Source organism: Melioribacteraceae bacterium, assembly GCA_019638015.1.
Taxonomy (GTDB): domain Bacteria; phylum Bacteroidota; class Ignavibacteria; order Ignavibacteriales; family Melioribacteraceae; genus JAHBUP01.
This window is the reverse complement of record JAHBUP010000001.1, coordinates 2,253,208-2,276,694: the sequence shown is the minus strand read 5'-3', so window position 1 is coordinate 2,276,694 and position 23,487 is coordinate 2,253,208. Positions and strand designations below refer to the sequence as shown.

Below are 23,487 nucleotides of genomic sequence, written 5' to 3'. Positions count from 1 at the left end.
TATGGAGTGGCAAATGATTAAAATAAAATTATCGAGTATTTCATTAGTAATTGGTTTACTAGTTCTCAACTTTAGCTCATCAGTAGCACAGCCAGAAGCGGTTAAACAGAGAAGATCAATAGAGCATCAAGAGATTAAAAACTTGCTTGAATTGAAATATGCAAACTCACCAGTAAATACTAATAAAGATAATAGTGGTATGGATAAATACTCTAACAAAAAATTAGTAAAACTAATGGCCGATTCGGATAGAAAATCATTTTTTATGAATGGCAATAATGTATCGGTAGAAATTGAAAACTATGGGGGAATTGCTCCAGGTTATGGTGGAATAAGAGAAATCACGAACTTGATTTGGAGAGATGCGCCATACATTTTTCAATTTTGTCCAATAGTTGGCGCTTCGGTTACAGATGATAATGGAAAGCGGATTCGAATTATTACAGATGGTATGAATGATTATGATAGACCCGGTTTAAGAGAGATTGATCCAGCTACCGGATTTAAATGGCAATGGCAACCACTTCCCGGTTATGCCGATCCAAATCAACCTAACATTGCATCAAATCCCGGATTTGATTCTGATCGTGACGGAAAGCCAGATAGCTGGCCGCGAGAATGGTATAATGAAACATTCGGGCAATATATATGGCCAGGTTACTTAACCCAAGGAGAGAATAACGCTGACCTTGAAGTCTTTTGGGCCATGGATGATCGTGATAATAAAGAGTTTAATTACTATCCATATAATAATGATAAATCCAGGCAGGGTATTGGCGTTCAGATAGACGGAAGAGCATTTCAATGGAGTAATTCATTGGCTGCTAACTCAATATTTTTTGTCTGGTCAATTACTAATGTTAGTGATAAAAATTTGGACAGCGTAATGTTCGGAATTTATGGCGATCCCGATATTGGAGGAGCCGATAACAAAGATGATAATGGTTTATTTATTTCTCCTTATGATACTAAAGTACCACTCTACGCACGTAACATGGTTTACTTTTTTGATCCCGATGGGATTGGCGATGCCGGAAGAAAATTAGGTTACCTTGGATGTAAATTTCTTGAATCACCAGGTAATCCAAATGATGGAATAGATAATGATGGCGATGGTATGATTGACGAGAGACAGGATAATAATATTGATGAAGATGGTGATTGGAATCTTGAAACAGATGATGTGGGTATGGATGGAATTCCTAATACCGGTGATATTGGCGAAGGAGACGGCATCCCCACTCTCGGTAAAAGATTGCCTGACGGAAGACCAGATCCATTATTACCCGGCGAACCTAATTTTGGTTATACTGATCTCGATGAAGCAGATCAAATTGGCTTAACAAGTTTTAAAAGTTCTCAATGGGCAACCGATTTAAGAATTGCTTATGATGAGGAGATATGGGAAGCAACAAAACCGGGTAGTTTCAGCGAGATTACTCAAAACCAGGATATAGTTTTTATTTTTAGTTCCGGCTATATTTCACTTGCCCCTGGTGAAACTAAAAAAATATCAATGGCATTTCTTTTCGGAGAAGACCTTAACGATCTTTTAACTACTGCAGAAACTGTTCAAGATATATATAACAAAAATTACAGATTCTTCCGTCCTCCTAGTCTGCCTAAAGTTACCGCTGTCCCCGATGATAAAAAGGTTACTCTATTCTGGGACTCAAGCGCAGAAGAAAGTATTGATCCAATTACAGGGCAGGATTTTGAAGGATATGTTATTTATAGAAGTACTCGTCCCGATTTTGCAGACGCTCAAACAATAACCGATGGTAAGGGAGCTAAATTTTTATATTCTCCGTTAAAGGATTTAAAGGGATTTGATGCCAAATGGGATCTTAGAAATAATTGGAAAGGCTATCATCCAGTTCCATATTCGGGAAGAGGTATTAACTATTATTTGGGAGATAATTCGGGATTAGTTCATACTTTCGTTGATTCAAATCAAGTTAGAAATGGTCAGGCCTATTATTATGCTGTAGTGGCCTATGATCATGGAGATTCATTAGGAATTCCTCCATCAGAAACCTCAAAGAAAATTTCATCAGACCCAATTACAGGTAATCTTTTATTTGCTGATAACACCGTTCAGGTTATTCCTGGTCCCCGGGTGAGCGGATATAACCGCCCGGCAATTAAATCGACTGATGTTCAGCATTTAACCGGAATTGGAAATGGAAATGTGAATTTTACCATTTTGAATGATCTCGATATTAAAGAAGATAAGTATACTCTCAGATTCAGCGATACGTTATATACTGAAGGTAAACCGGTTCGTTCGAAAAATTATTCTGTTCTCGGTGAGCAGGTTAGCAAAGAATCATTTTATTTATATGGCACAAAATTCACCAACTTATCTCAAGGTAATTTGATTAATGATGCTTCATTAAAAGTGACAGATGCCGCGGGAAATGTATTTGTATTAGGTAAGGATTATGAATTGAATTTTGAAAAGGGTTCAATTAAAAGGACAGATGGAAGTTCAATGCAGGAAGCTAAGGAGTATTTTATTTCATATATGAACTTTAAAATATTTCAAAGCAGGGCATTAAATGGAGAAGATTCCAATCCTGTATTTGATGGAATCTTACTCAAAGTGAAAGATTCTCCAGTTCTTTCTTTCGACGCTGAAAGATCAAACTGGTCTTCAAATATTGATCTGCCTTTCCGTCTTTACTTGAGATCTGCCGGAAATCCACGAGCCGAACCGGCTGATTACATAGTGACATTTTCCGATAAACCGATTTCAACAGCAAAGAAATTTGTTGTTGGTAAAGGATTCATTGATATCCCCGTTAAATATAGGGTTGATGACGTTACAACGGGAATACCGGTTGAAGTGTTCACAAATCTTCAAGAAGCGGTTAGCTCGAATGATTCAACATGGACTGTTGGTGAGGAAATAGTTTTTTATAAAACCGGATTTCCGGGCGGTACCGGTTCTCCGATTGCATGGAGTTTGTTAGTATCTGCATCGGCTACACAACCCTCTCGAATACCTGGACCCGGAGATATACTCTATCTATACACTAAAAGACCGTTCACTACAAATGATGTATTCAAAATCCAAACTAAAGCTGGATTTGTAAAAAATGAAGATGCCGCTAATAATCTTGATAATATTTATGTAGTTCCAAATCCTTATATCGGTGCAAATGAAATTGAACCGGCAAATAAATTACAGGGGCAGAATAGAGGTGAGAGAAGAATTTATTTCGAAAATTTACCAATGAAATGTACGATTCGCATTTATACATTAAGTGGTGAGTTAGTTACTACTCTCAATCATGAGACCGGTCATGAAAATGGTCGTGAATTTTGGAATCTGCTAAACAAAGATGGTTTTAGTGTTGCTTACGGTGTTTATGTAGCACATATTGACGCACCTGAAATAGGTGAAAAGCTAATTAAGTTTGCTCTTATAAAGTAATTACTTGCGGGAGTCTTTATGAAAAAAAATAATTTTCAACTAATAATTTTGCTTGTACTTTTTTTGAGTGGGATAGCAATGTCTCAAACAACCAAAACCGGTACAACCTCTGCCCAGGTTCTAAAATATAATGTTGGACCCCGGGCAATTGGTATGGGAGGCGCATTCACCGCTGTTGCCGATGATATCTCCGCTATTTTTTGGAACCCGGGTGGTACGGCCAACATTAGTAATAGTGAGGCAGTATTTAATCATACTGAATTATTTGCTGATGTTAAGCATGATTTTGCTGCATTTGCTACTAATCTTTCCGGATTCGGTACAATAGGTGCGTTTGTTTCAGTATTAACAATGGATGAAATGAAAGTAAGAACTATAGAAAATCCGGAAGGTACTGGTGAACTTTTTACTTTTAATACTCTGGTTATGGGATTAAACTACTCCAGATTTCTCACTACAAACTTTTCAATTGGGTTTAATGTAAAGTATATTACCGAAAACTTATGGCATATGAATGCTTCTGGTTTCGCTATTGATGTTGGCACTCTTTATAAAATACCAGTATTGAATGAATTGAGAATTGCTTCAAGTATTTCAAATTTTGGAACCAAGATGCAATTAGCAGGTCGCGATGTAACTGTAATTCATTCCTCCGGTGCGGGAAATGAAAATCTCATTAACTCCAATATTGAACTAGATAAGTTTGACCTCCCACTAATATTTAGATTCGGAATTTCAGCCGACGTAATTAAAAGTGGAAGTACAAGATTAACAGCTGATATAGATGCAATTCACCCAAATGATAATTCTGAATATATTAACACCGGACTCGAATTTGCTTGGAATGAAATTTTGTTTTTAAGAACCGGATACAACTCACTCTTTGAGGTTGATTCTGAAAAAGGGCTGACACTAGGAGTAGGATTTAATTATAGAACATTCGGTATTGTTAAATTAAAAGTTGATTACGCTTACCAGGATTTTGGAAAGCTTAACAGTGTTCATTATTTCTCTGTTGGAATTGTATTCTAAAAATCTCTATTAGTTAATATGGAATTGTAATTGAATAATAAATTATTCCAAGCAGTTTTTTGTTTTATCTTATTGGTCATCCCATTTATTACTGGGGCTCAAGATTTATCTGAGCTAAAAAATCCCACCAGTAATTCAAGACAACTCGTTGTAGTGATAACGGATGATTGGGCTTCAACAAAAGGCAAGATGATCTATTACGAAAGAGAAAAACTGGGATACTGCTGGAAATCAATTACAGAAGAAATATCAATTACTATCGGTAAAACTGGGCTAGCATGGGGAATAGGAATGCATGGTTCTAATATGAGTGATGGCCCGATAAAAAGGGAGGGGGATGGTAAATCACCGGCGGGTGCTTTTATTCTAAGTTCAGTTTACGGCTATGAAGAACCCAAGAATGTATCATATTTAAAGATGCCCTATATTTATGCTAACTCGAATTGTTTTTGTATCGATGACCCAATCTCAGAGTATTACAATTTAGTTGTGGATAGTACGATGATCTCAAATCCCGATTGGAAAAGTAGGGAGAGAATGAAACTATCCAACAATTTATATAAATGGGGTGTTGTGATTAATCATAATAGGGAACCGAGAATTAAGGGGAGTGGGTCATGTATATTTTTTCACATTACTGATAGCAAAGATAGCCCCACCGCTGGATGCGCAGTTTTAAGTGAGGATTTACTTTTCGAGATGATTAAATGGTTGGATGAGGAAAAGTTTCCGCTGTTGGTCCAGCTTCCATCTAGTGAATATCAAAAATTAAAAATTGTCTGGAAATTGCCCTAGTAAACTGGGTATGTATTCAAACCAGATTGTTATTAGGCAAATTTGCTCTAAATTATTTTCCCCATTAATTATTCTTCTTATCCAAAATTAACAGCACATTAGAGACCGGTCTTTCACCTGATTTGTCGCTGGGGTTATTTACAACACCTCTATCTTTTAACCACATTGTTGTAGAGCCGCCCCCATCTAAATTTATAGCGTATTTTATACCTATACTCAATAAATATTCTTGTGCTTCAAAAAGGTCCATTCCATAAGCTTTTTCGCTTCTACCATCAACAGTTACTAGAATTACATAAGAATCGGTTAAACAGAAAAATGTTCGGGGATTTCTTCTTTTAGGAAAATCACCAACAGGAAGTTTTACTTTTGCCGAATCAATTAATAGAAGAGGACCGGTTAGCAACACTGCCGATTCATCTTTCGACATTTCGTAGTATTGTTCATCTCTAAATGGTTGAATTAATATTTCATTTTCTTTTGTGAAAATGATGACTCCATTAAATATGGAATTCTGTTTCGCCAAGCGTGATTCTGAATCATGCGTGTAGTTTATAATCGAATCATTCAATTCAAAGTAAGAAACACTTCCACCTTTTTTCATATCGAAAAATCCACCATTTATTGCCGCAACCGCATTTCTCGATTCAGCAAATTTACTTGTCGGCATCAAGATTTTACTATCGTAAGAAAATTCTAATTTGTATCTACTTCCCGGATTTTTCTGAAAGGCCAATATTGAGATTATCTGTTTGCTCTCAAGAAGGGAATCGGTACTTATTTGTTTAAAAAGCAGTGAATCCTTTTCAATTACCTGATTAAAATTGAATGGTTTTGATACCTGCGCAACAATCTGCAAGCACAAAATGACTATTAATAGTAGGGAGTATTTTATTTTATGGCCCATTGATATTAACTAAATATGATTAAAAAGTGGGTGAAAGTTAACGATATTCGGTTAATTTTAATAATTAGCCATTTAGGACAAGTAATCAAGCCTAAATTTAAGCTCGATCAATTGATTTTAGGGTCATCTTTGTCGTATTTTTGCAAATATTTCCTAAAATTAAGAGCAATAATTCCCCTTATTTCAGATTTTGGAAAGAAGTGTAACTAACTCTACAAAAATGCCTCTAAAAATGAGATAATAGGCTCTATTTAATGGCAAGGTATTTGAGAGGTTAAAATGTCTGATATTACTATAAATGTTCACTTAAGAGGCGAAAAGTTTAATTAATAAAGAGTCATGCTCAACAAGGTTGACTCACAAAAACAATTTCAACATAATTAGAGGAATAAATGGAAAGAAGAAAAATAACGATTGATGGTAATGAAGCCGCCGCTCATGTGGCTTACCGTCTAAGTGAAGTTATTGCCATTTATCCGATAACACCTTCTTCAACAATGGGTGAATTATCGGATGCATGGTCAGCAGCTAATATTAAAAATATATGGGGTACAGTTCCTTACGTAGCAGAAATGCAAAGTGAAGGGGGTGCAGCCGGAGCAGTACATGGTTCTCTTCAAACTGGAGCTTTAACTACAACATTTACAGCTTCACAAGGCTTATTTTTAATGATTCCAAACATGTATAAGATTGCAGGTGAATTAACACCAGCAGTATTTCATGTAAGTGCAAGATCAATCGCGGCACAAGCATTATCTATCTTCGGGGATCATAGTGATGTTATGTCAACTCGTCAAACCGGTTTTGGTCTGATATGCTCGAATTCTGTTCAAGAAGTGATGGATACAGCACTTATAGCCCATGCCGCTTCTCTAGAATCAAGAATTCCATTTGTTCACTTTTTCGATGGCTTTAGAACATCTCATGAAGTTACTAAAATAGAAGAACTTAGCGATGATGACATCAGAAATATGATTGATGATAAATATGTTAAAGAGTTTAGAGAGAGAGGTTTAAATCCAGAACATCCAGTAATCAGAGGTACTGCTCAAAACCCTGATGTTTATTTCCAGGGAAGAGAAACAGTGAACAAATTTTACAATGCTTGCCCTGAAATTGTACAAAATGCTATGGATCGTTTTGAGAAAATTACTGGAAGAAAGTATAGATTATTTGACTATTACGGTGCTCCCGATGCGAAAAGAGTTGTGATTTTAATGGGATCTGGTGCTGAAACCGCTCAAGAAACTGTGGATTATTTATCCGAACGAATGGAGGAAAAGGTCGGCATACTCAAAGTAAGATTATACCGTCCATTCTCATCAAAACATCTTATCGAAGCCCTTCCAAAATCAGTAGAAAAAATTTCTGTATTAGATAGAACTAAAGAGCCAGGTGCAATAGGCGAACCTCTTTATTTAGATGTAGTTACAGCATTGGCTGAAGCAATGGCTTCTAATAATCCACCGTTTGCCAAAATGCCAAAGGTAGTTGGTGGAAGATATGGTCTTTCGTCAAAAGAATTTACTCCGGCTATGGTAAAAGCTGTATTTGATAATCTAAAATTAGATGAACCAAAAAATAAATTTACGGTCGGCATTATTGATGATGTTACATTTACCAGTCTAGAGTACGATGAAAATTTTGTAATTGAAGGTAATGAGGTTGTAAGATGTTTATTCTACGGTCTAGGAGCAGATGGAACAGTCGGAGCAAATAAGAACTCAATCAAAATTATAGGTGAGGAAACAGAGAATTACGCTCAAGGTTATTTTGTTTACGATTCCAAAAAATCTGGTTCCACAACAGTATCTCACTTGCGTTTTGGTTCAAAGCCGATCCGTTCCACCTATCTAATTCAAGCTGCAAAATTTGTAGGATGCCACCAATTTGGATTGCTTGAGAAATTCGATGTACTCGGTCAAATTGTTGAAGGTGGTACATTCCTTCTTAATTCACCATTCAGCACAGAAGAAACCTGGAATAATTTACCAAGAAAAGTTCAGCAACAAATTATCGATAAAAAACTAAATTTCTACGTAATTGATGGATATACCGTTGCTCAAAAAACCGGAATGGGAAGCAGAGTAAATACAATTATGCAGACATGCTTTTTTGCTATTTCTGGAATTTTACCAAAAGATGAAGCAATAGACCAAATCAAAAATGCGATCAAAAAAACATATGGTTCTAAAGGTGAAGAAATTGTAAAGCAAAACTATAGCGCTGTTGATCAGACTTTGGAACATCTGCACAAAATTGAAATCCCGGCAAAAACAACAAGCACAATTGAGCTTCCTCCAATCGTTTCTGCTAAAGCTCCAGCTTATGTTCAAGAAGTACTAGCTCAAATGATGGAAGGTAAAGGAGATAAGATTAAAGTAAGTCAGATGCCGGTTGATGGAACATTCCCATCAGCAACAACGCAATGGGAGAAGAGAAATATTGCCTTAGAAGTTCCGGCCTGGGATCCAGATGTATGTATTCAATGTGGTAAATGCGCCATGGTTTGTCCTCACGCTTCAATCAGAATTAAAGCATACGATAAATCATTATTAACTAACGCACCGGCTGCATTTAAGCATATGCCCGCAAAAGGCAAAGATTTTCCGGAAGGTTATGAGTACACAATTCAAGTTGCAGTTGAAGATTGCACAGGTTGCGAACTTTGTGTTGAAGTATGTCCCGCTAAAAATAAAAAAGAGACAAAACTAAAAGCACTTAACATGGTTCATCAAATTCCAGTAAGGGAACAAGAAAGAGCAAATTGGGACTTCTTTTTATCTATACCCGAATTAGACAGAAGACTTATAAATACTGGTGTCATAAAAGCTCAACAGTTACAACAACCATTATTCGAGTTCTCTGGTGCATGCTCTGGTTGCGGAGAGACTCCTTATGTTAAATTAGTTACACAATTATTTGGTGATAGAACTGTTATTGCGAACGCAACCGGTTGTTCCTCTATATATGGAGCGAATTTGCCAACAACCCCATACGCAGTAAATAAAGATGGACGCGGGCCAGCCTGGTCAAATTCTTTATTTGAGGATAATGCTGAATTTGGAATGGGAATGCGCCTCTCAATCGATAAACAAACTCAGTTTGCCAAGGAATTATTGGTTCGACTTCAAAATGAAATAGGAAGCGATTTAGTAGATGGTTTGTTAAACGCTGATCAAAAAGATGAAGCCGCAATTTATGAACAGAGAGAAAGAGTTAATTCGCTTAAAGAAAAATTGGCAGGCATAAAATCCAAAGATGCCGAAAAACTTCTCGAAGTTGCCGACTACCTGGTTAAAAAATCGGTTTGGATTATTGGTGGCGATGGCTGGGCTTATGATATTGGTTATGGTGGATTAGATCACGTGCTCGCTTCAGGTAAAAATGTAAATGTTTTAGTTCTCGATACTGAAGTATATTCAAATACTGGCGGACAAATGTCGAAATCAACAAGTTTTGGAGCGGTTGCTAAATTTGCCGCTGCTGGCAAAACTACAGCTAAAAAAGATCTCTCTATGATGGCTATGAGCTACGGATCTGTTTATGTTGCAAAAGTAGCGATGGGCGCTAATGATGTTCAAACACTCCGCGCCTTCTTAGAAGCTGAAGCATTTGACGGTCCATCAATCATTATTGCTTACAGTCATTGTATCGCTCACGGTATCAATATGGCCAAAGGAATGGATAGCCAAAAACTTGCCGTAGATAGCGGTCACTGGCCACTATTCAGATATAACCCGAATAATTTGGCAGCGGGACAAAATCCATTAAAGTTAGATTCTAAAGCTCCAAAAATTAAGTTGGAAGATTATCTGTATAATGAAACACGATATAAGATGCTCACAAAATCTCATCCGAAAGAAGCGAAGGAATTATTAGGATTAGCTCAAGAAGAAGTATTGAAAAAATGGAAATTCTACGAGCAGATGGCCTCTTTTGAAGTAGCAAAAAAAGATGAGACAAATTAATACTGATAAGAAAATAAATTAGGGAAGGTGATTAAAAATTGCCTTCTCAACTTAAAAATTGAAAATTAAAATTTGGAGATAAAATGGATCTATCAACAACTTATATGGGCTTGAAGTTAAAGAACCCGATCGTGCCATCGGCTTCGCCGCTTTCTCAGAATGTTGATACTGTTAAAAAATTGGAGGATGCAGGTGCATCGGCAATTGTTGTATATTCTTTATTTGAAGAACAAATTACTCATGAATCGGGAGAATTGGATCATTACCTTTCTTATCATTCCGATTCTTTTGCTGAAGCTACCTCATATTTTCCGGAACCTGAGCAATTTGTACTCACACCTTACCAATATTTAGATCATATTGCTAATCTTAAAAAATCTGTAAGTATTCCGGTGATTGGCAGCTTGAATGGTGTTAGCAGCGGCGGATGGGTTAAATACGCTCAAAATATTGAACAAGCTGGCGCAGACGCCTTAGAATTGAATGTTTATTATGTGGCTACAAATCAGAATATTAGCAGCGCTGAAATTGAAACTATGTATGTTGATGTATTAACCGAAGTTAAAAAGCATGTTAAAATTCCCGTAGCAATAAAATTAAGTCCATTTTTCACTTCAATGTCGAATATGGCTCGTAAATTAGATAATGCCGGCGCTGACGCATTAGTATTATTTAATCGTTTTTACCAACCCGATTTTGATCTTGAAAAATTAGAAGTTGTACCAAATTTATTACTAAGTACAAACTGGGAAATGAGATTACCATTAAGATGGATATCAATTTTATATGGCAATATTAAAGCTTCTATGGGTGCTACTAGCGGTATTCATAATCATTTGGATGTCATAAAGATTATGATGGCTGGTGCCGATTGTGCTATGATTGCTTCTGAATTATTGATGCATGGTCCAAATCGCGTTACAGAAATATTGAACGGTGTTGAGCAGTGGATGACAGAAAATGAGTATGAATCAATTCAGCAAATGAAGGGAAGTATGAGTCAAAAATCAGTTGCTGAACCGGCTGCATTTGAAAGAGCTAACTATATGAAAACTTTACAGAGCTATAAAACTCATTTCTAATTTGTGATTATTATATTAGTGATAAAATAGAAACGTCCTAAAGGGCGTTTCTATTTTTTAAAAGAAAATTGAATGTGATTTCTCCTCAGTGAAATAAATCTAGCCAGTTATCCAAAAGCTACCAGGATTTAATTGTTGTGGACTGCCTCAATAAAATTGATTAAATTCGTTGTAACTTTATTTAATTAAAGCATTTAAACATTCTTCGGATAATTATGAAAGAGTTCTATCATCGCTGGTACACTCAATATTTAAGCCGCGATTTCGAAATGCTAGTATTCGGACATGCGGGCTACCCTGTAGTTTTATTTCCTACTTCAAAGGGAAGATATTTTGAGAATAAGGATTTCGGATTGATCGATTCCGCCGCCGAATTAATTGAAGCGGGTAAAATCAAAATATATTGCCCCGACAGCATTGACTGGATGAGCTGGTATAATTACGATATTCATCCGGCTGATAGGGTTAAAACACATATGGCATACGAACAAGTTATTTTGCATGATGTTATTGATTTCGCAATTTACGAATCAGAATCGCCAAAAGTTGCGGTTGCCGGATGCAGTTTTGGCGGTTATCATGCGTTAAATATTGCTTTCAAACATCCCGGAAAAATCGGCTATCTTTTTTCTATGGGTGGCGCTTTCGATATTAAGCAATTTATTCATGGTCATTATGATGATAATTGCTATTTCAATAATCCCCCCGATTATATGCCCAATTTAGGGGATGAGGTAATTCTTAAAAATATTAAAGAGATGGGAATTGTACTCGGTACCGGCGAGTGGGATATGTGTCTCGAAGAAAATAAAAGAATGTCTGGAATTCTCGCTAGTAAAAACATAATTCACTGGCTCGATATAAGGCAAAATACAGGTCATGATTGGCAATGGTGGAAAAAAATGTTCCCTCATTACCTTTCCATGATTTAATTATACAATGACTCAATGAATGAAAATTAATAACTCAATGACTACAAATGACTCAACGACAATAAATAACCCAATGACAATGAATGACTTAATGACTATTAATGAGACTATTTATTTTAAAAATGAATTAGCAACTAATACTTAAATTTCTATAAAGAGGGCATCATGAAAAAAATAGGAATTTTATTTGGTCAAGAAAACACATTTCCTCAAGCTTTTGTAGATCGTGTAAACTCCAAAAAAGAAATTGGAATTAGTTCCGAACTGGCGAAAATAAATAAAGTGGTTCAAGGTGAAGCAACTGAGTATGATGTGTTGATTGATAGGATTTCACAAGATGTTCCATTCTATAGGGGATATTTAAAAAACGCTGCTATTTCGGGAACATCTGTAATTAATAATCCATTTTGGTGGAGCGCGGATGAAAAATTTTTCAATAATGCGCTGGCTGTAAAAATTGGTGTACCGGTTCCTAAAACTGTTCTGCTTCCATCAAACCAGCACCCGGAAGATACCAATGAAAGATCATTCCGCAATTTGGAATATCCATTGGATTGGGAAGGAATATTCTCCTACATTGGTTTCCCCGCATTCTTCAAACCATTTGCCGGTGGGGGATGGAAAAATGTTTACAAACTTGATAACTCAGATGATTTCTTCAAAGCATACAATGAAACCGGCAGATTAGTGATGATGCTGCAGGAGGCAATCGAATTTGAAGATTATTTCCGATGTTATTGTATTGATAGAAAAGATGTAAGAATTATGCAATACGATCCTAAAGTCGCACACGAATTTAGATATGTTAAAAATCCTAAACCCGTTGAGGCAAAACTTCTAAAGACTATTGAAAAGTATGTTCTTGCATTAAATAACGCTTTGGGTTACGATTTTAATACTGTAGAGTTTGCGGTTCGGGATGGAATTCCTATAGCAATAGATTTTTGTAATCCGGCTCCCGATGCCGATCTCAAATCGGTTGGAGAAGAAAATTTTGAATGGGTAGTTGAAAAGAGTGCAGTAATGGCCATTAATAGAGCAAAAAATCATAAACCGGGAGAGAACAATTTAACGTGGGGTAATTTTGTTTCTTCTTTTGTAAATAATAAGCCTTTAATATAAATCGGCCTCGAGGTTAATATGAATCAAGATAAATTGTTTTCAATAGGCATTGAGGAAGAGTTTCAAATTATTGATCCTAAAACGGGCGAATTAAAATCTCATATCGAACAAATTCTCGATGAGGGCAAAATGCTCCTCAAAGAGCAGGTTAAAGCTGAAATGCACCAGTCGGTAGTTGAGGTTGGCTCTGAGGTTTGCAAAGATATTAAACATGCCCGTAGAGAAGTTACAAAGCTTAGAAGCAGTTTGGCGAATATCGCTAAATCGCACGGACTCGAAATTGCGGCAGCGGGTACTCATCCATTTTCGCGGTGGGAGGATCAAAAAATTACAAATCACCCCCGCTATCATGGTGTAGTAGAAGATATGCAGGATGTAGCTCGCGCAAACTTAATCTTTGGTTTGCATGTTCATATTGGAATTACTGATAAGGAAGATTCAATACATATAATGAATGCTTTACGCTATTTTCTTCCTCACATTTTTGCTTTGTCTACATCATCTCCATTTTGGAAAGGAAGAAAAACCGGATTCAAATCATATAGAACAAAGATATTTGACCGGTTTCCTCGAACCGGAATTCCGGATCATTTTAACAGTTATGGTGAGTTTGATCATTATGTTAATATGCTTATTAAAACCGGGTGTATTGATGACGCAAAAAGAATTTGGTGGGACGTAAGACCTCATCCATATTTCGGTACTCTCGAAATTCGTATTTGCGATATTCCTATGAGAGTTGATGAAACCATTGCAATCGCTGCTTTAATTCAAGCTGTTGTAGTTAAACTTCATAAGTTATTAAAGAAAAATTTAGGTTTTAGATTGTACCGACGGTTATTAATTAATGAAAATAAATGGCGTGCCGCCCGTTATGGTTTAGAAGGAAAAATGATCGATTTTGGCAAACAAGCCGAAGTTGATACAGTTTACTTAATTCATGAACTGCTCGATTTTGTTGATGAAGTTGTTGATGAATTAGACAGCCGTGATGAAATTAATTATGTTCATGAAATTTTGAAAATGAGAACCGGCGCTTACCGTCAGCTTCAGGTTTTTGAGAAGACTAACGATCTCAAAAAGGTAGTCGATTTTATTGTTGAGGAAACAAATATGGGATTGTCCATCTAATGATTTCCGCGATTAGGGATAAGTATAATAAAGAATTTAAAGAATCGACTTATAATAATTTCTTAAATGATATTTGGCGGTGGACTAACGGTGAACAAGATTTTAGAATTTGCGAAACCCCTTTATTTATTGATGCAAAACTAAAATCAAAATTAATTGAAGCTTCAGATAAAATCCTCAGCTACCTTCAGTCTAACGATTTTAAAGTAAAAAGTAAAAATGCGGTTCCAAAAGAACTGATTGTACCAAATGAAAGTACACACCCCGAATTTTTACAAATCGACTTTGCAATTACAGCTGATCAATTGGGGGAGCCTTTTCCTAAATTAATTGAGCTTCAGGGTTTCGCTTCACTATATGGATTTCAAACAGAGCTGGATAAGTTTAACAGAAAACACTACTCAATTCCGGAAGGGTTTCAATCATATTTTAATAATCTAAATTTCGAATCTTACAAGAAATTACTTACAGAGACCATTATAGGTAATGAAGATCCAGAAAATGTAATTCTGCTTGAGATTGAGCCAGACAAACAAAAAACCAGAATCGATTTTCATATTACACGCAAATTATTAGGCATCGAAACTGTATGCGTTACCAAAATAATTAAAGAAAAAAATAAATTGTATTATTTAAAGAACGGTATAAAAACGGAGGTCAAAAAAATATATAACCGGGTAATTTTTGATGAATTATTGAAAAAGAAAATAGAATTTGGATTTGATTTCAGAGATGAGCTGGATGTACAGTGGGTTTGTCATCCTAATTGGTTTTTTAAGATTAGCAAGCACTCGCTTCCTTTTATTCAAAATGAATTTACACCGAAATGTTATTCTGCTGAGGGAGCTACTATTGATGAAATTAATTTAGAAGAATTCGTATTAAAACCATTATACTCATTTGCCGGTTCCGGTGTTAAGGTTGAGCTGAAAAGGGAAATGCTATCTGAGATCAATGATTTAAAAAATTACATTCTGCAGGAAAAAGTAGAGTACATGCCTTTAATTAAAACACCAGATGGATATTCCAAAGCTGAAATTCGAATGATGTTTTTATGGAAGGAAAAACCCATTTTAGTTAATAATTTACTCCGTACCAGCAAAGGAAAAATGATGGGAGTAGATTTTAATAAAGGGAAAACATGGGTGGGGTCAAACATAATGTATCACAAATAAAAATTTATTAATTAAGAAGAGAAATATGGAAAAGTCATTTAAAGAGCTCGGACTTTCAAAAAGCGCGCTCGAAGCAGTAAACTCAAAAGGTTTTGAGGAACCAACTGAAATCCAGGAAAAAATTATTCCCCTTATTCTTGAAACTGAGTCGGATATTATTGGGCAGGCTCAAACTGGAACGGGAAAGACAGCCGCTTTCGCCCTACCAATTATTGATCAAATTGAGGAGGGAAGAAAGAAAGTATCGGTTATTGTATTAGTCCCTACCCGTGAACTCGCGATTCAAGTGGCGGAAGAATTTAATTCCTTGAAAGGAAAAAAGAAAATATTTGTTGCCCCTATTTACGGTGGGCAATCATATGATATTCAGCTAAGACATATCCGCAAAGGATTGGATGTAATAGTTGGTACCCCGGGACGAGTAATGGATCATTTGGATAGGGGAAGTTTCGCAATAGATAATCTTCAGTATGTTATTCTTGATGAAGCTGATGAAATGTTGAATATGGGATTTATTGAGGATATCGAACATATTTTATCACAGACAAATAAGAATAAAAGAACTTTGATGTTCAGCGCAACAATGCCCGACCGGATTATTCAGCTAACTAAAAAGTTTATGAAGAATGCGGAAATTATTAAAACAAAAAAATCGGGTAAAACCGCCGAACTCACAGATCAAATTTATTATGAGGTGAGAGAATCTGATAAGTTTGAGACAATCTGCAGAATAATTGATACCACTGAAGAATTTTATGGAATAGTTTTTTGCAGAACAAAAGCAGATGTGGATAATTTATCAAGTCGTCTGGCTGAACGGGATTATGATGCCGATACTTTACATGGAGATATATCACAAAGCGTCCGTGAAAAAATATTAACAAAATTCCGTAATAAAAAAGTTAATGTTCTAATTGCCACCGATGTTGCCGCAAGAGGTTTGGATATATACGATTTGACACACGTTATTAATTATTCTATACCGCAGGATCCCGAATCATACCTGCACCGCATCGGAAGAACCGGTCGCGCTGGTAAAAAGGGAAAAGCTATAACATTTGTTACTCCTGAAGAATTTAGAAAACTTAGTTTTATAAAAAACATTACTAAAACTGAAATAAGAAAAGAGAGAGTTCCAAAAATATCTGAGGTTATCACTTATAAAAAAGAACGAATACTCAATTCAGTAATTAGCATTCTAGAAGGTGAAATTAAGGAAGAGTATTATATCTTGGCGGATGAACTAATAAAAAAGAGGGAACCGAAAGATATAATTGCCGCGCTTATAAAATTCAGTTATCAATCTGAATTGGAAGAAAGAAGCTATGCTCATATAAATGATCTTTTTGATGCGAGGAAAACCGACTTTAAACGGGATGATCGACGAGAAAGGGGAAGAGGTGGCAGGGAAAGAGGAGATGACCGCTGGGAGAGAGGTAGTGATCGTAGTGAGGGTGGAAGAGATCAAAGAAGAGGCGGAAAGGAGCAAAGGGAAGGCGGAAGAGACCGTAGAGAAAGAGGTTCAGCTCAAAAGGAACGCGGCTCGGAACGGAGAGGCGGCGAAAAATTCAAAGAGGATAAGGGAAAGGCCAGAATGTTTTTAGCAATGGGTAAAAAGGATGATTTGGACGCTAATGATCTGCTAAAATTTCTGAAGAAAAAAACTGGCATTACTGCTGAAAGAATAACCGGCATTCAAATAAATGACGCCTTCTCATTTTTTAATGTTCCTTTGAAAGACGCTGATCATGTACTTGAAACTATGAACGCCAACAGTAAAAAAAGATTATTAGTAGAAAGAGCTAAAGCAATTAAATAAATAAAATAAAAGCTGATTTTGTTGAGAAATCAGCTTTTATCCTGCATACCATAATTTTGAATCTTGGCGATCAAGAACCATTTTTTGACCAAATTTTTTTATTGCTTCATCCATTATTCAATGACTTAATAAACTCTCTACCTCTGCCACTTTTTAGAAATTTTTCTCTTTCACGGGCTTCTTTTGAAGTGCTTACATTTTCTTGGTAGATAAGCTTAAATGGGCGGAAAGGCTTAGTGCTTCTATTGAAGCCGGATTGATGCTCATGCAGTCTGCGAGTTAAATCGGAAGTGAATCCTACATAAGCAAATTTTTTGGAAGTACTTTTTATTACATATATAGTGTACATAAGAAATAAGCTCAGTTGGAATTACTGAGCTTATAGTACCGGAGGCCGGACTCGAACCGGCACGAGGTTTGAGCCTCACTGGATTTTGAGTCCAGCGCGTCTACCAATTCCGCCACTTCGGCATTTATGTATCAATATTTTGGAAGCGAAAACTATAAAAGTTAGAGCGCATTTCCAAAAAAAATCTCCTCATTTAACCATTTCTTTTTTATCTGTAGCATAATTAATTTTAATAAATTTTTAGTGGATAGCACTAAAAAAAAAATACTTTTAACCGATTATAAGAGCATAAATTGACAATTAGAAATAGAAAAAGTGGAAAAGAAATATAAGGTAGTCTACGCCGAAGATAGCAAATCAATTTCTACATCGGTACGATTTGTTTTATTAAACGCTGGATTTGATGTTACTCATTTTGAAAATGGGGCTAATGTCGTACAAGAAGTTCAAAGGATTAAACCCGATATTATTTTGCTTGATAATGATATGCCAGTCAAAGATGGATTTACAATTTTAAAAGAATTAAAAAGTTTGGATGATATCAAACACATTCCGGTGATCTTTTTTACTACTATCAATGATAAACTGAAAGTTGTTGAGAGATTAGCTCAAGGAGCCGCTGATTTTATCATTAAAGATTCAAGGGCGATTTCTGAATTAGTACCACGAATTAAGAAACATCTCAAATAAATATCTCCTAAAGTGCGTACAGTAATTAAAATTGTAAATGAATTTGCACAGCCAATTCTTTATCTTGACCAACACAATTTTCAAACTATTATAGTATAGTGATGGACGAAACCAAGGATAACTCGAAATTAGAAAGAAAGCCAAAAAACTTTATCTATGAAATTATTGATGAAGATTTACGTAGCGGAAAATGGGGAGATAAACCGGTTACAACTAGATTCCCCCCCGAACCCAATGGATATCTGCATATAGGACATGCAAAATCTATCTGCCTGAATTATGGTGTTGCAAAAGATTATGATGGTAAATTTAATTTAAGGTTCGATGATACCAACCCCGAAAAAGAAGAACAGGAATATGTAGATTCAATAATTGAGGATGTTAAATGGCTGGGCGCAAATTTTGAGGATAGAGTTTTATATGCCTCAGACTATTTTGACCAGATGTATCAATGGGCAGTTGATCTTATTAAAAAAGGAAAAGCTTACGTCTGCGATTTAAATGCCGATGAAATAAGATCGACTAGAGGTACCTTAACTGAACCGGGAAAAGATAGTCCTTTTAGAAATCGATCGGTTGAAGAAAATCTTGACTTATTTGAGAGAATGAAAGCAGGGGAATTTCCAAATGGATCAAAAACATTACGTGCCAAAATTGATATGGCTTCCCCAAATTTTAATATGCGTGACCCAATAATGTACCGAATTGTTCATGCTGAACATCACCGTCAAGGAAACAAATGGTGTATCTATCCAACTTACGATTGGGCGCACGGCAATGAGGATTCTATTGAGGGAATCACTCATTCAATATGCACACTCGAATTTGAGAATCACCGACCATTATATGATTGGTATTTAGAGCAGTTAGGCGTTTATCATCCACAACAGATAGAATTTGCCCGATTAAATTTAACTTATACCGTAATGAGCAAGAGAAGATTGTTACAACTTGTTCAGGAAAAATATGTTGACGGTTGGGATGATCCCAGAATGCCTACAATTTCCGGTTATAGAAGAAGAGGATATACTTCCGAATCAATAATTAATTTTGCCGATATTATTGGCGTAGCTAAACGTGACGCGTTAACTGACATTGCTCTCCTGGAGTATTCAATTCGAGAAGACTTAAATAAAAATGCTAATCGGGTTATGGCAGTGTTAAATCCTTTAAAAATTGTGATTACAAATTATCCAGAGGGGCATTCAGAAGAACTTGAAGCAATCAATAATCCGGAAAATCTAGAAGCGGGCAAAAGAAATCTATTATTTAGTAAAGAAATATTTATAGAAAAATCTGATTTTTTGGAAAATCCGCCAAAGGGATTTCATAGATTAATCCCGGGGGGAGAAGTAAGATTACGTTACGCATACATAATTAAATGCGAAGAAGTAATAAAAGATAATGAGGGGAATATCATCGAGCTTCGATGCACATACGATCCGGAAACAAAAAGTGGCGTTGGTACAAGTACCAAAAAAGTTAAAGGTGTGATTCACTGGGTATCCTCTCAAAATTCATTTGAGGCTGAAGTTAGATTATATGAAAGATTGTTTACTGTAGAAAATCCCGGAGCTGAGGAGGATTGGCTCTCAAAAATCAATCCTAATTCACTCGAAATAATTTCAAATGCAAAGCTGGAAAAATCATTAGAGAATGCTAAAGTTATTGACAGATTCCAATTTGAAAGATTAGGATATTTTTGTGTCGATTCGAAATATTCCCAAAATGGTAAAATGGTATTTAACAGGACTGTTACTTTGAAAGACAGTTGGGCTAAGCAGCACAAATAATTTATGAGTTGAATATTTTATCGACTGTTCTTTTACGGTATGAGAATATTTGCTCGATCTGTTTTCTTACAAAAAGTCGATTAATCAATACTCCTAAAAAACCGAATGGAAGTTTATAATGAAGAATATCTTCCATAATGAGCTTATCATCAACAATATTGAATCTGTGTAAATGATGCCAAAACTTATAGGGACCAAAACGCTGTTCATCAATAAAATATTTATGATTTTCAACGTGAGTAATTTCTGTAACCCATTTCATAGGGATTCCAAATAGGGGTTTAACGATGTACTCTATTATCATACCGGGGAACATTTTTATACCTTTAATATCGGATAATATCCGAAATTCCATATGATTAGGAGTAATCTTCTGTAGATTTTCGGGAGAAGAAAAAAAATCCCAAGCTTCTGAAATTGAAGCGTTTATTTCTTGGTTTACTTTGAATGTGTGCATGTTTTTATTTTGCTAAACTTATAATTAAATAGATTAGTTCCTGCACAATTCAAAAATGTTTAAGGTTGAGATGGTTAATAAAGATATGCTATTTTTATCAATAAATTAGTTAAGCAAAGATGAACAATAAAAACAGAGCAGAAGAATTAGCCAATAAAAGAAAGAGTATTCTGGAACCAGGTCCAAATTTTCCGGATGCCTTCAAAGAACTTGATTTGCTTGAATTGGCTGCCTCAGAATTAAAAAAAGCTCAACACGCTTTAAAGGAGAGTGAAGAGAAGTATAGAATGCTTTTCACCAATGTACCATTGGGTATTATTCATTTTGATTCTGATAAAATAATAAGCGGATTTAATGAAAATTTTGCCAAGCTGACCGATATTCCCGAGACAAAACTTATTGGTACAAAACTGCTCGACATACTTGATTTTCATATGGTCTCAGCAATTGAGAATTCACTCGCAGGTTCAATCGGACATTATGAAGGAGAATTTCAAACCAAGAATAGCGGAATGATTACTCCCGTAAGGGTAAATTTTGCTCCAATTAAACTTGAGGATGGCAAGATTGTTGGCGGAGTTGGAATATTTGAGGATATAAGCGAAAGAAAACAGATTGAGCGAATATTTTTTCATGATATTTTAAATACTACAGGAAGCATGAACAGTGTGCTGGATTTAATTGAAGGGGAGTCAATTAGTGATGAGGAGAGAAAAGATTTATTTTTAGTATTGAGTAACTTAACAAAAAGAATTATCAATGAAATTTTAACCCACCGGCATTTAGTGTCAAATGAGAAGACCAGTATAAAACCTAATATCACAACTATCAGTTCACTTGGACTCATCTCAAAATTATTTGATGCCTTCATTCATTCCGAGCAGTTAGGTAGTAAAAAAATTAAAATTGATTCTCAAAGCACAGATGATGAATTTGAAAGCGATGAAACTCTAATTGGAAGAGTACTTGGTAATATGATTAAGAATGCGGTAGAGGCTTCATCAGAGGAGGCGATAATTCTTATAAAATCATTTAAAGATAATGGGATGATCTCATTTTCTGTTGCAAACAGTTCATTTATCCCAGAAGAAATTCAATCTCAGCTATTTACCAGGACAGTTTCAACAAAAGGAGCCGGACGGGGATTAGGCATTTATAGTATGAAATTGCTTACTGAGAAATATCTTGGTGGAACTCTATCCTTTTACTCAGATCGAGAAAAAGGGACTACATTCACAGTATCCTATCCAGTTATTTATCCATTTGGAAAAGAATCAGCTTAATTTTTTTATAGCTGCATTAATACGGTTAATTATTTCTTCTTTACCTAAAATGAATAAAAGATCGAACATTCCCGGTCCCGTACTTTGTCCCGATACTGCAAGTCGAAGTGGGTGAATTAACTTTCCCTTCCCGATATTCAACTTTTCAGCGGTTAATGATAAAGCTGTTTCGTAATCAGTTTTGGTAGGTATTTCAAACTTCTGAACCTCTTCAATAAATATATTTAATTGATCCGGGGTCTGAGGGGTCCAGTTTTTTTCAAACGATTTCTGTTCATACTCACTCGGTGTTTCGTAAAAATAGGGGCATGTAGTTATGAACTCTTTAATAAAAGCAACTCTCTCTTTCATCGCCGAAATAATTAGTAGTAAATAATCATCTGTTAAACTGAGAGTTGAGAATTTAGAATTGAGAATCTCTTTGCGAAGCAATGTTAGGATTTCTGAATCTTCCAACTTTCGTAAATGTTCGGCGTTTAACCAGTTTAATTTTTGAAGATCGAAAACCGCGCCCGATTTATTAACTCTTTCCAAAGAGAATGCTTCAATAAGCTCATCTATTTTATAGAATTCTTTATCATCACCGGCGTTCCAACCCAATAGAGCCACAAAATTTATGAGTGCATCTCGTAAATAACCTTTATCCCTATAGTCTTCAACAGCAACATCGCCTTGCCTTTTGCTTAATTTTGATTTATCTGGGTTAAGCAGCAGGGGTAGATGAGCGAATATTGGTCTTCTCCATCCAAGCGCATCATATAGTAAAACATGTTTCGGGGTTGATGAAAGCCATTCCTCACCTCTAATTACATGGGTAATTCCCATTAAATAATCATCAACGATATTGGCCAAATGGTAAGTTGGGTATCCATCACTTTTAATCAATACTTGATCGTCAATATTGGAACTGTCAAATTCAACTCGGTTTCGTATTATATCATCAAATACAATATGTTTATTACCAACCACATTTAATCTTATTGTGTAAGGAATTTTTGCTGCAATATTAGATTCTATTTCTGCCTTGGTTAGTTTTAAGCAATGTTTATCATATTTTAATTGAGGAAGTTTTTGTTTTTCCTGTTCTTCTCTCAACGCTTGAAGTCGCTCCGGAGTGCAAAAACAGTAATAAGCATTTCCATTTTCAATGAGTTCATTTGCATATTTTTGGTAGATATCGAGCCTTTGAGATTGAATATATGGACCAACATCACCTCCAATATCAGGACCTTCATCGTAGATTAATCCCGACCACTTGAGCGCTTCCAACAGATTTTCAACTGCGCCTTCCACATATCTATTTCTATCGGTATCCTCAATTCGCAGAATAAACTTACCATTATTCTTTTTAGCGAAAAGATAATTATATAATGCGGTGCGCAATCCACCAACATGAAGGTAACCAGTTGGACTCGGAGCAAAACGGACTCGTATTTGTTCTGACATAATATTTAACTTTTTAGTTTATCATAAAAACAAACGCCATTTCTTAATCCAAATAAAGGATTGA

Annotated in this window: 17 protein-coding genes and 1 tRNA gene; 13 read left to right on the top strand and 5 right to left on the bottom strand. The window is 35.7% G+C overall.

Annotated elements, in window-relative coordinates; genetic code table 11:
* The first annotated feature begins 13 nt into the window (after nucleotides 1–13).
* The 3 genes from KF816_09795 to KF816_09785 are packed head-to-tail and all read left to right on the top strand — an operon-like array spanning nucleotide 14 to nucleotide 5,266.
* Complete coding sequence (locus KF816_09795) at nucleotides 14–3,439, top strand: hypothetical protein (protein ID MBX3008305.1); 3,426 nt, start codon at nucleotides 14–16, stop codon at nucleotides 3,437–3,439.
* A gap of 18 nt (nucleotides 3,440–3,457) precedes the next feature.
* Nucleotides 3,458–4,471, top strand: coding sequence for a PorV/PorQ family protein (locus KF816_09790; GenBank protein ID MBX3008304.1), 1,014 nt, complete (start codon nucleotides 3,458–3,460; stop codon nucleotides 4,469–4,471).
* Nucleotides 4,472–4,501: 30 nt separating this feature from the next.
* On the top strand, nucleotides 4,502–5,266 hold the full coding sequence (locus KF816_09785) for a L,D-transpeptidase family protein (protein ID MBX3008303.1): 765 nt from the start codon (nucleotides 4,502–4,504) through the stop codon (nucleotides 5,264–5,266).
* A 64-nt stretch (nucleotides 5,267–5,330) separates the two neighbouring features.
* Here KF816_09785 and KF816_09780 read toward each other — a convergent pair whose 3' ends face one another.
* The gene (locus KF816_09780) at nucleotides 5,331–6,173 is read right to left on the bottom strand and encodes a phosphodiester glycosidase family protein (GenBank protein ID MBX3008302.1); all 843 of its coding nucleotides are present in this window, start codon (nucleotides 6,171–6,173) and stop codon (nucleotides 5,331–5,333) included.
* 392 nt (nucleotides 6,174–6,565) lie between these two features.
* Between KF816_09780 and nifJ the strand changes: the two genes are divergently transcribed.
* From nifJ to KF816_09745, 7 genes are all read left to right on the top strand, one after another.
* A complete protein-coding gene (gene nifJ / locus KF816_09775; GenBank protein MBX3008301.1) occupies nucleotides 6,566–10,144 on the top strand; it encodes a pyruvate:ferredoxin (flavodoxin) oxidoreductase in 3,579 nt (1,192 codons plus the stop codon).
* An 83-nt stretch (nucleotides 10,145–10,227) separates the two neighbouring features.
* The gene (locus KF816_09770) at nucleotides 10,228–11,226 is read left to right on the top strand and encodes a dihydroorotate dehydrogenase-like protein (protein ID MBX3008300.1); all 999 of its coding nucleotides are present in this window, start codon (nucleotides 10,228–10,230) and stop codon (nucleotides 11,224–11,226) included.
* Nucleotides 11,227–11,495: 269 nt separating this feature from the next.
* Complete coding sequence (locus KF816_09765) at nucleotides 11,496–12,158, top strand: esterase family protein (GenBank protein ID MBX3008299.1); 663 nt, start codon at nucleotides 11,496–11,498, stop codon at nucleotides 12,156–12,158.
* A 165-nt stretch (nucleotides 12,159–12,323) separates the two neighbouring features.
* On the top strand, nucleotides 12,324–13,280 hold the full coding sequence (locus KF816_09760; GenBank protein MBX3008298.1) for a hypothetical protein: 957 nt from the start codon (nucleotides 12,324–12,326) through the stop codon (nucleotides 13,278–13,280).
* Between the two features lie 18 nt (nucleotides 13,281–13,298).
* Nucleotides 13,299–14,411 (top strand): carboxylate-amine ligase, encoded by a 1,113-nt coding sequence (locus KF816_09755; GenBank protein ID MBX3008297.1) that lies wholly within the window; start codon nucleotides 13,299–13,301, stop codon nucleotides 14,409–14,411.
* Complete coding sequence (locus KF816_09750; GenBank protein ID MBX3008296.1) at nucleotides 14,411–15,586, top strand: hypothetical protein; 1,176 nt, start codon at nucleotides 14,411–14,413, stop codon at nucleotides 15,584–15,586. The genes KF816_09755 and KF816_09750 overlap by 1 nt, the downstream gene beginning before the upstream one ends.
* A 25-nt stretch (nucleotides 15,587–15,611) precedes the next feature.
* Nucleotides 15,612–17,405, top strand: a complete 1,794-nt coding sequence (locus tag KF816_09745) for a DEAD/DEAH box helicase (GenBank protein MBX3008295.1) — start codon at nucleotides 15,612–15,614, stop codon at nucleotides 17,403–17,405.
* Nucleotides 17,406–17,511: 106 nt separating this feature from the next.
* On the opposite strand, the gene KF816_09740 is transcribed toward KF816_09745, so the two are convergent.
* Together KF816_09740 and KF816_09735 are read right to left on the bottom strand one after the other, a co-directional pair.
* Complete coding sequence (locus KF816_09740) at nucleotides 17,512–17,754, bottom strand: GIY-YIG nuclease family protein (GenBank protein ID MBX3008294.1); 243 nt, start codon at nucleotides 17,752–17,754, stop codon at nucleotides 17,512–17,514.
* Between the two features lie 36 nt (nucleotides 17,755–17,790).
* A tRNA-Leu gene (locus KF816_09735) sits at nucleotides 17,791–17,876 on the bottom strand.
* A gap of 193 nt (nucleotides 17,877–18,069) precedes the next feature.
* On the opposite strand from KF816_09735, the gene KF816_09730 reads away from it, so the two are divergent.
* The gene (locus KF816_09730) at nucleotides 18,070–18,444 is read left to right on the top strand and encodes a response regulator (GenBank protein ID MBX3008293.1); all 375 of its coding nucleotides are present in this window, start codon (nucleotides 18,070–18,072) and stop codon (nucleotides 18,442–18,444) included.
* 101 nt (nucleotides 18,445–18,545) lie between these two features.
* The gene (locus tag KF816_09725) at nucleotides 18,546–20,237 is read left to right on the top strand and encodes a glutamine--tRNA ligase/YqeY domain fusion protein (protein ID MBX3008292.1); all 1,692 of its coding nucleotides are present in this window, start codon (nucleotides 18,546–18,548) and stop codon (nucleotides 20,235–20,237) included.
* A 1-nt stretch (nucleotide 20,238) separates the two neighbouring features.
* Here the strand turns inward: KF816_09725 and KF816_09720 are convergent, their stop codons facing one another.
* Complete coding sequence (locus KF816_09720; GenBank protein MBX3008291.1) at nucleotides 20,239–20,694, bottom strand: SRPBCC family protein; 456 nt, start codon at nucleotides 20,692–20,694, stop codon at nucleotides 20,239–20,241.
* Between the two features lie 119 nt (nucleotides 20,695–20,813).
* On the opposite strand from KF816_09720, the gene KF816_09715 reads away from it, so the two are divergent.
* Nucleotides 20,814–21,977, top strand: a complete 1,164-nt coding sequence (locus tag KF816_09715; GenBank protein MBX3008290.1) for a PAS domain S-box protein — start codon at nucleotides 20,814–20,816, stop codon at nucleotides 21,975–21,977.
* Here the strand turns inward: KF816_09715 and KF816_09710 are convergent.
* On the bottom strand, nucleotides 21,969–23,426 hold the full coding sequence (locus KF816_09710; GenBank protein MBX3008289.1) for a glutamate--tRNA ligase: 1,458 nt from the start codon (nucleotides 23,424–23,426) through the stop codon (nucleotides 21,969–21,971). The two genes, KF816_09715 and KF816_09710, sit on opposite strands and share 9 nt — an antisense overlap.
* Between the last annotated feature and the right edge of the window lie 61 nt (nucleotides 23,427–23,487).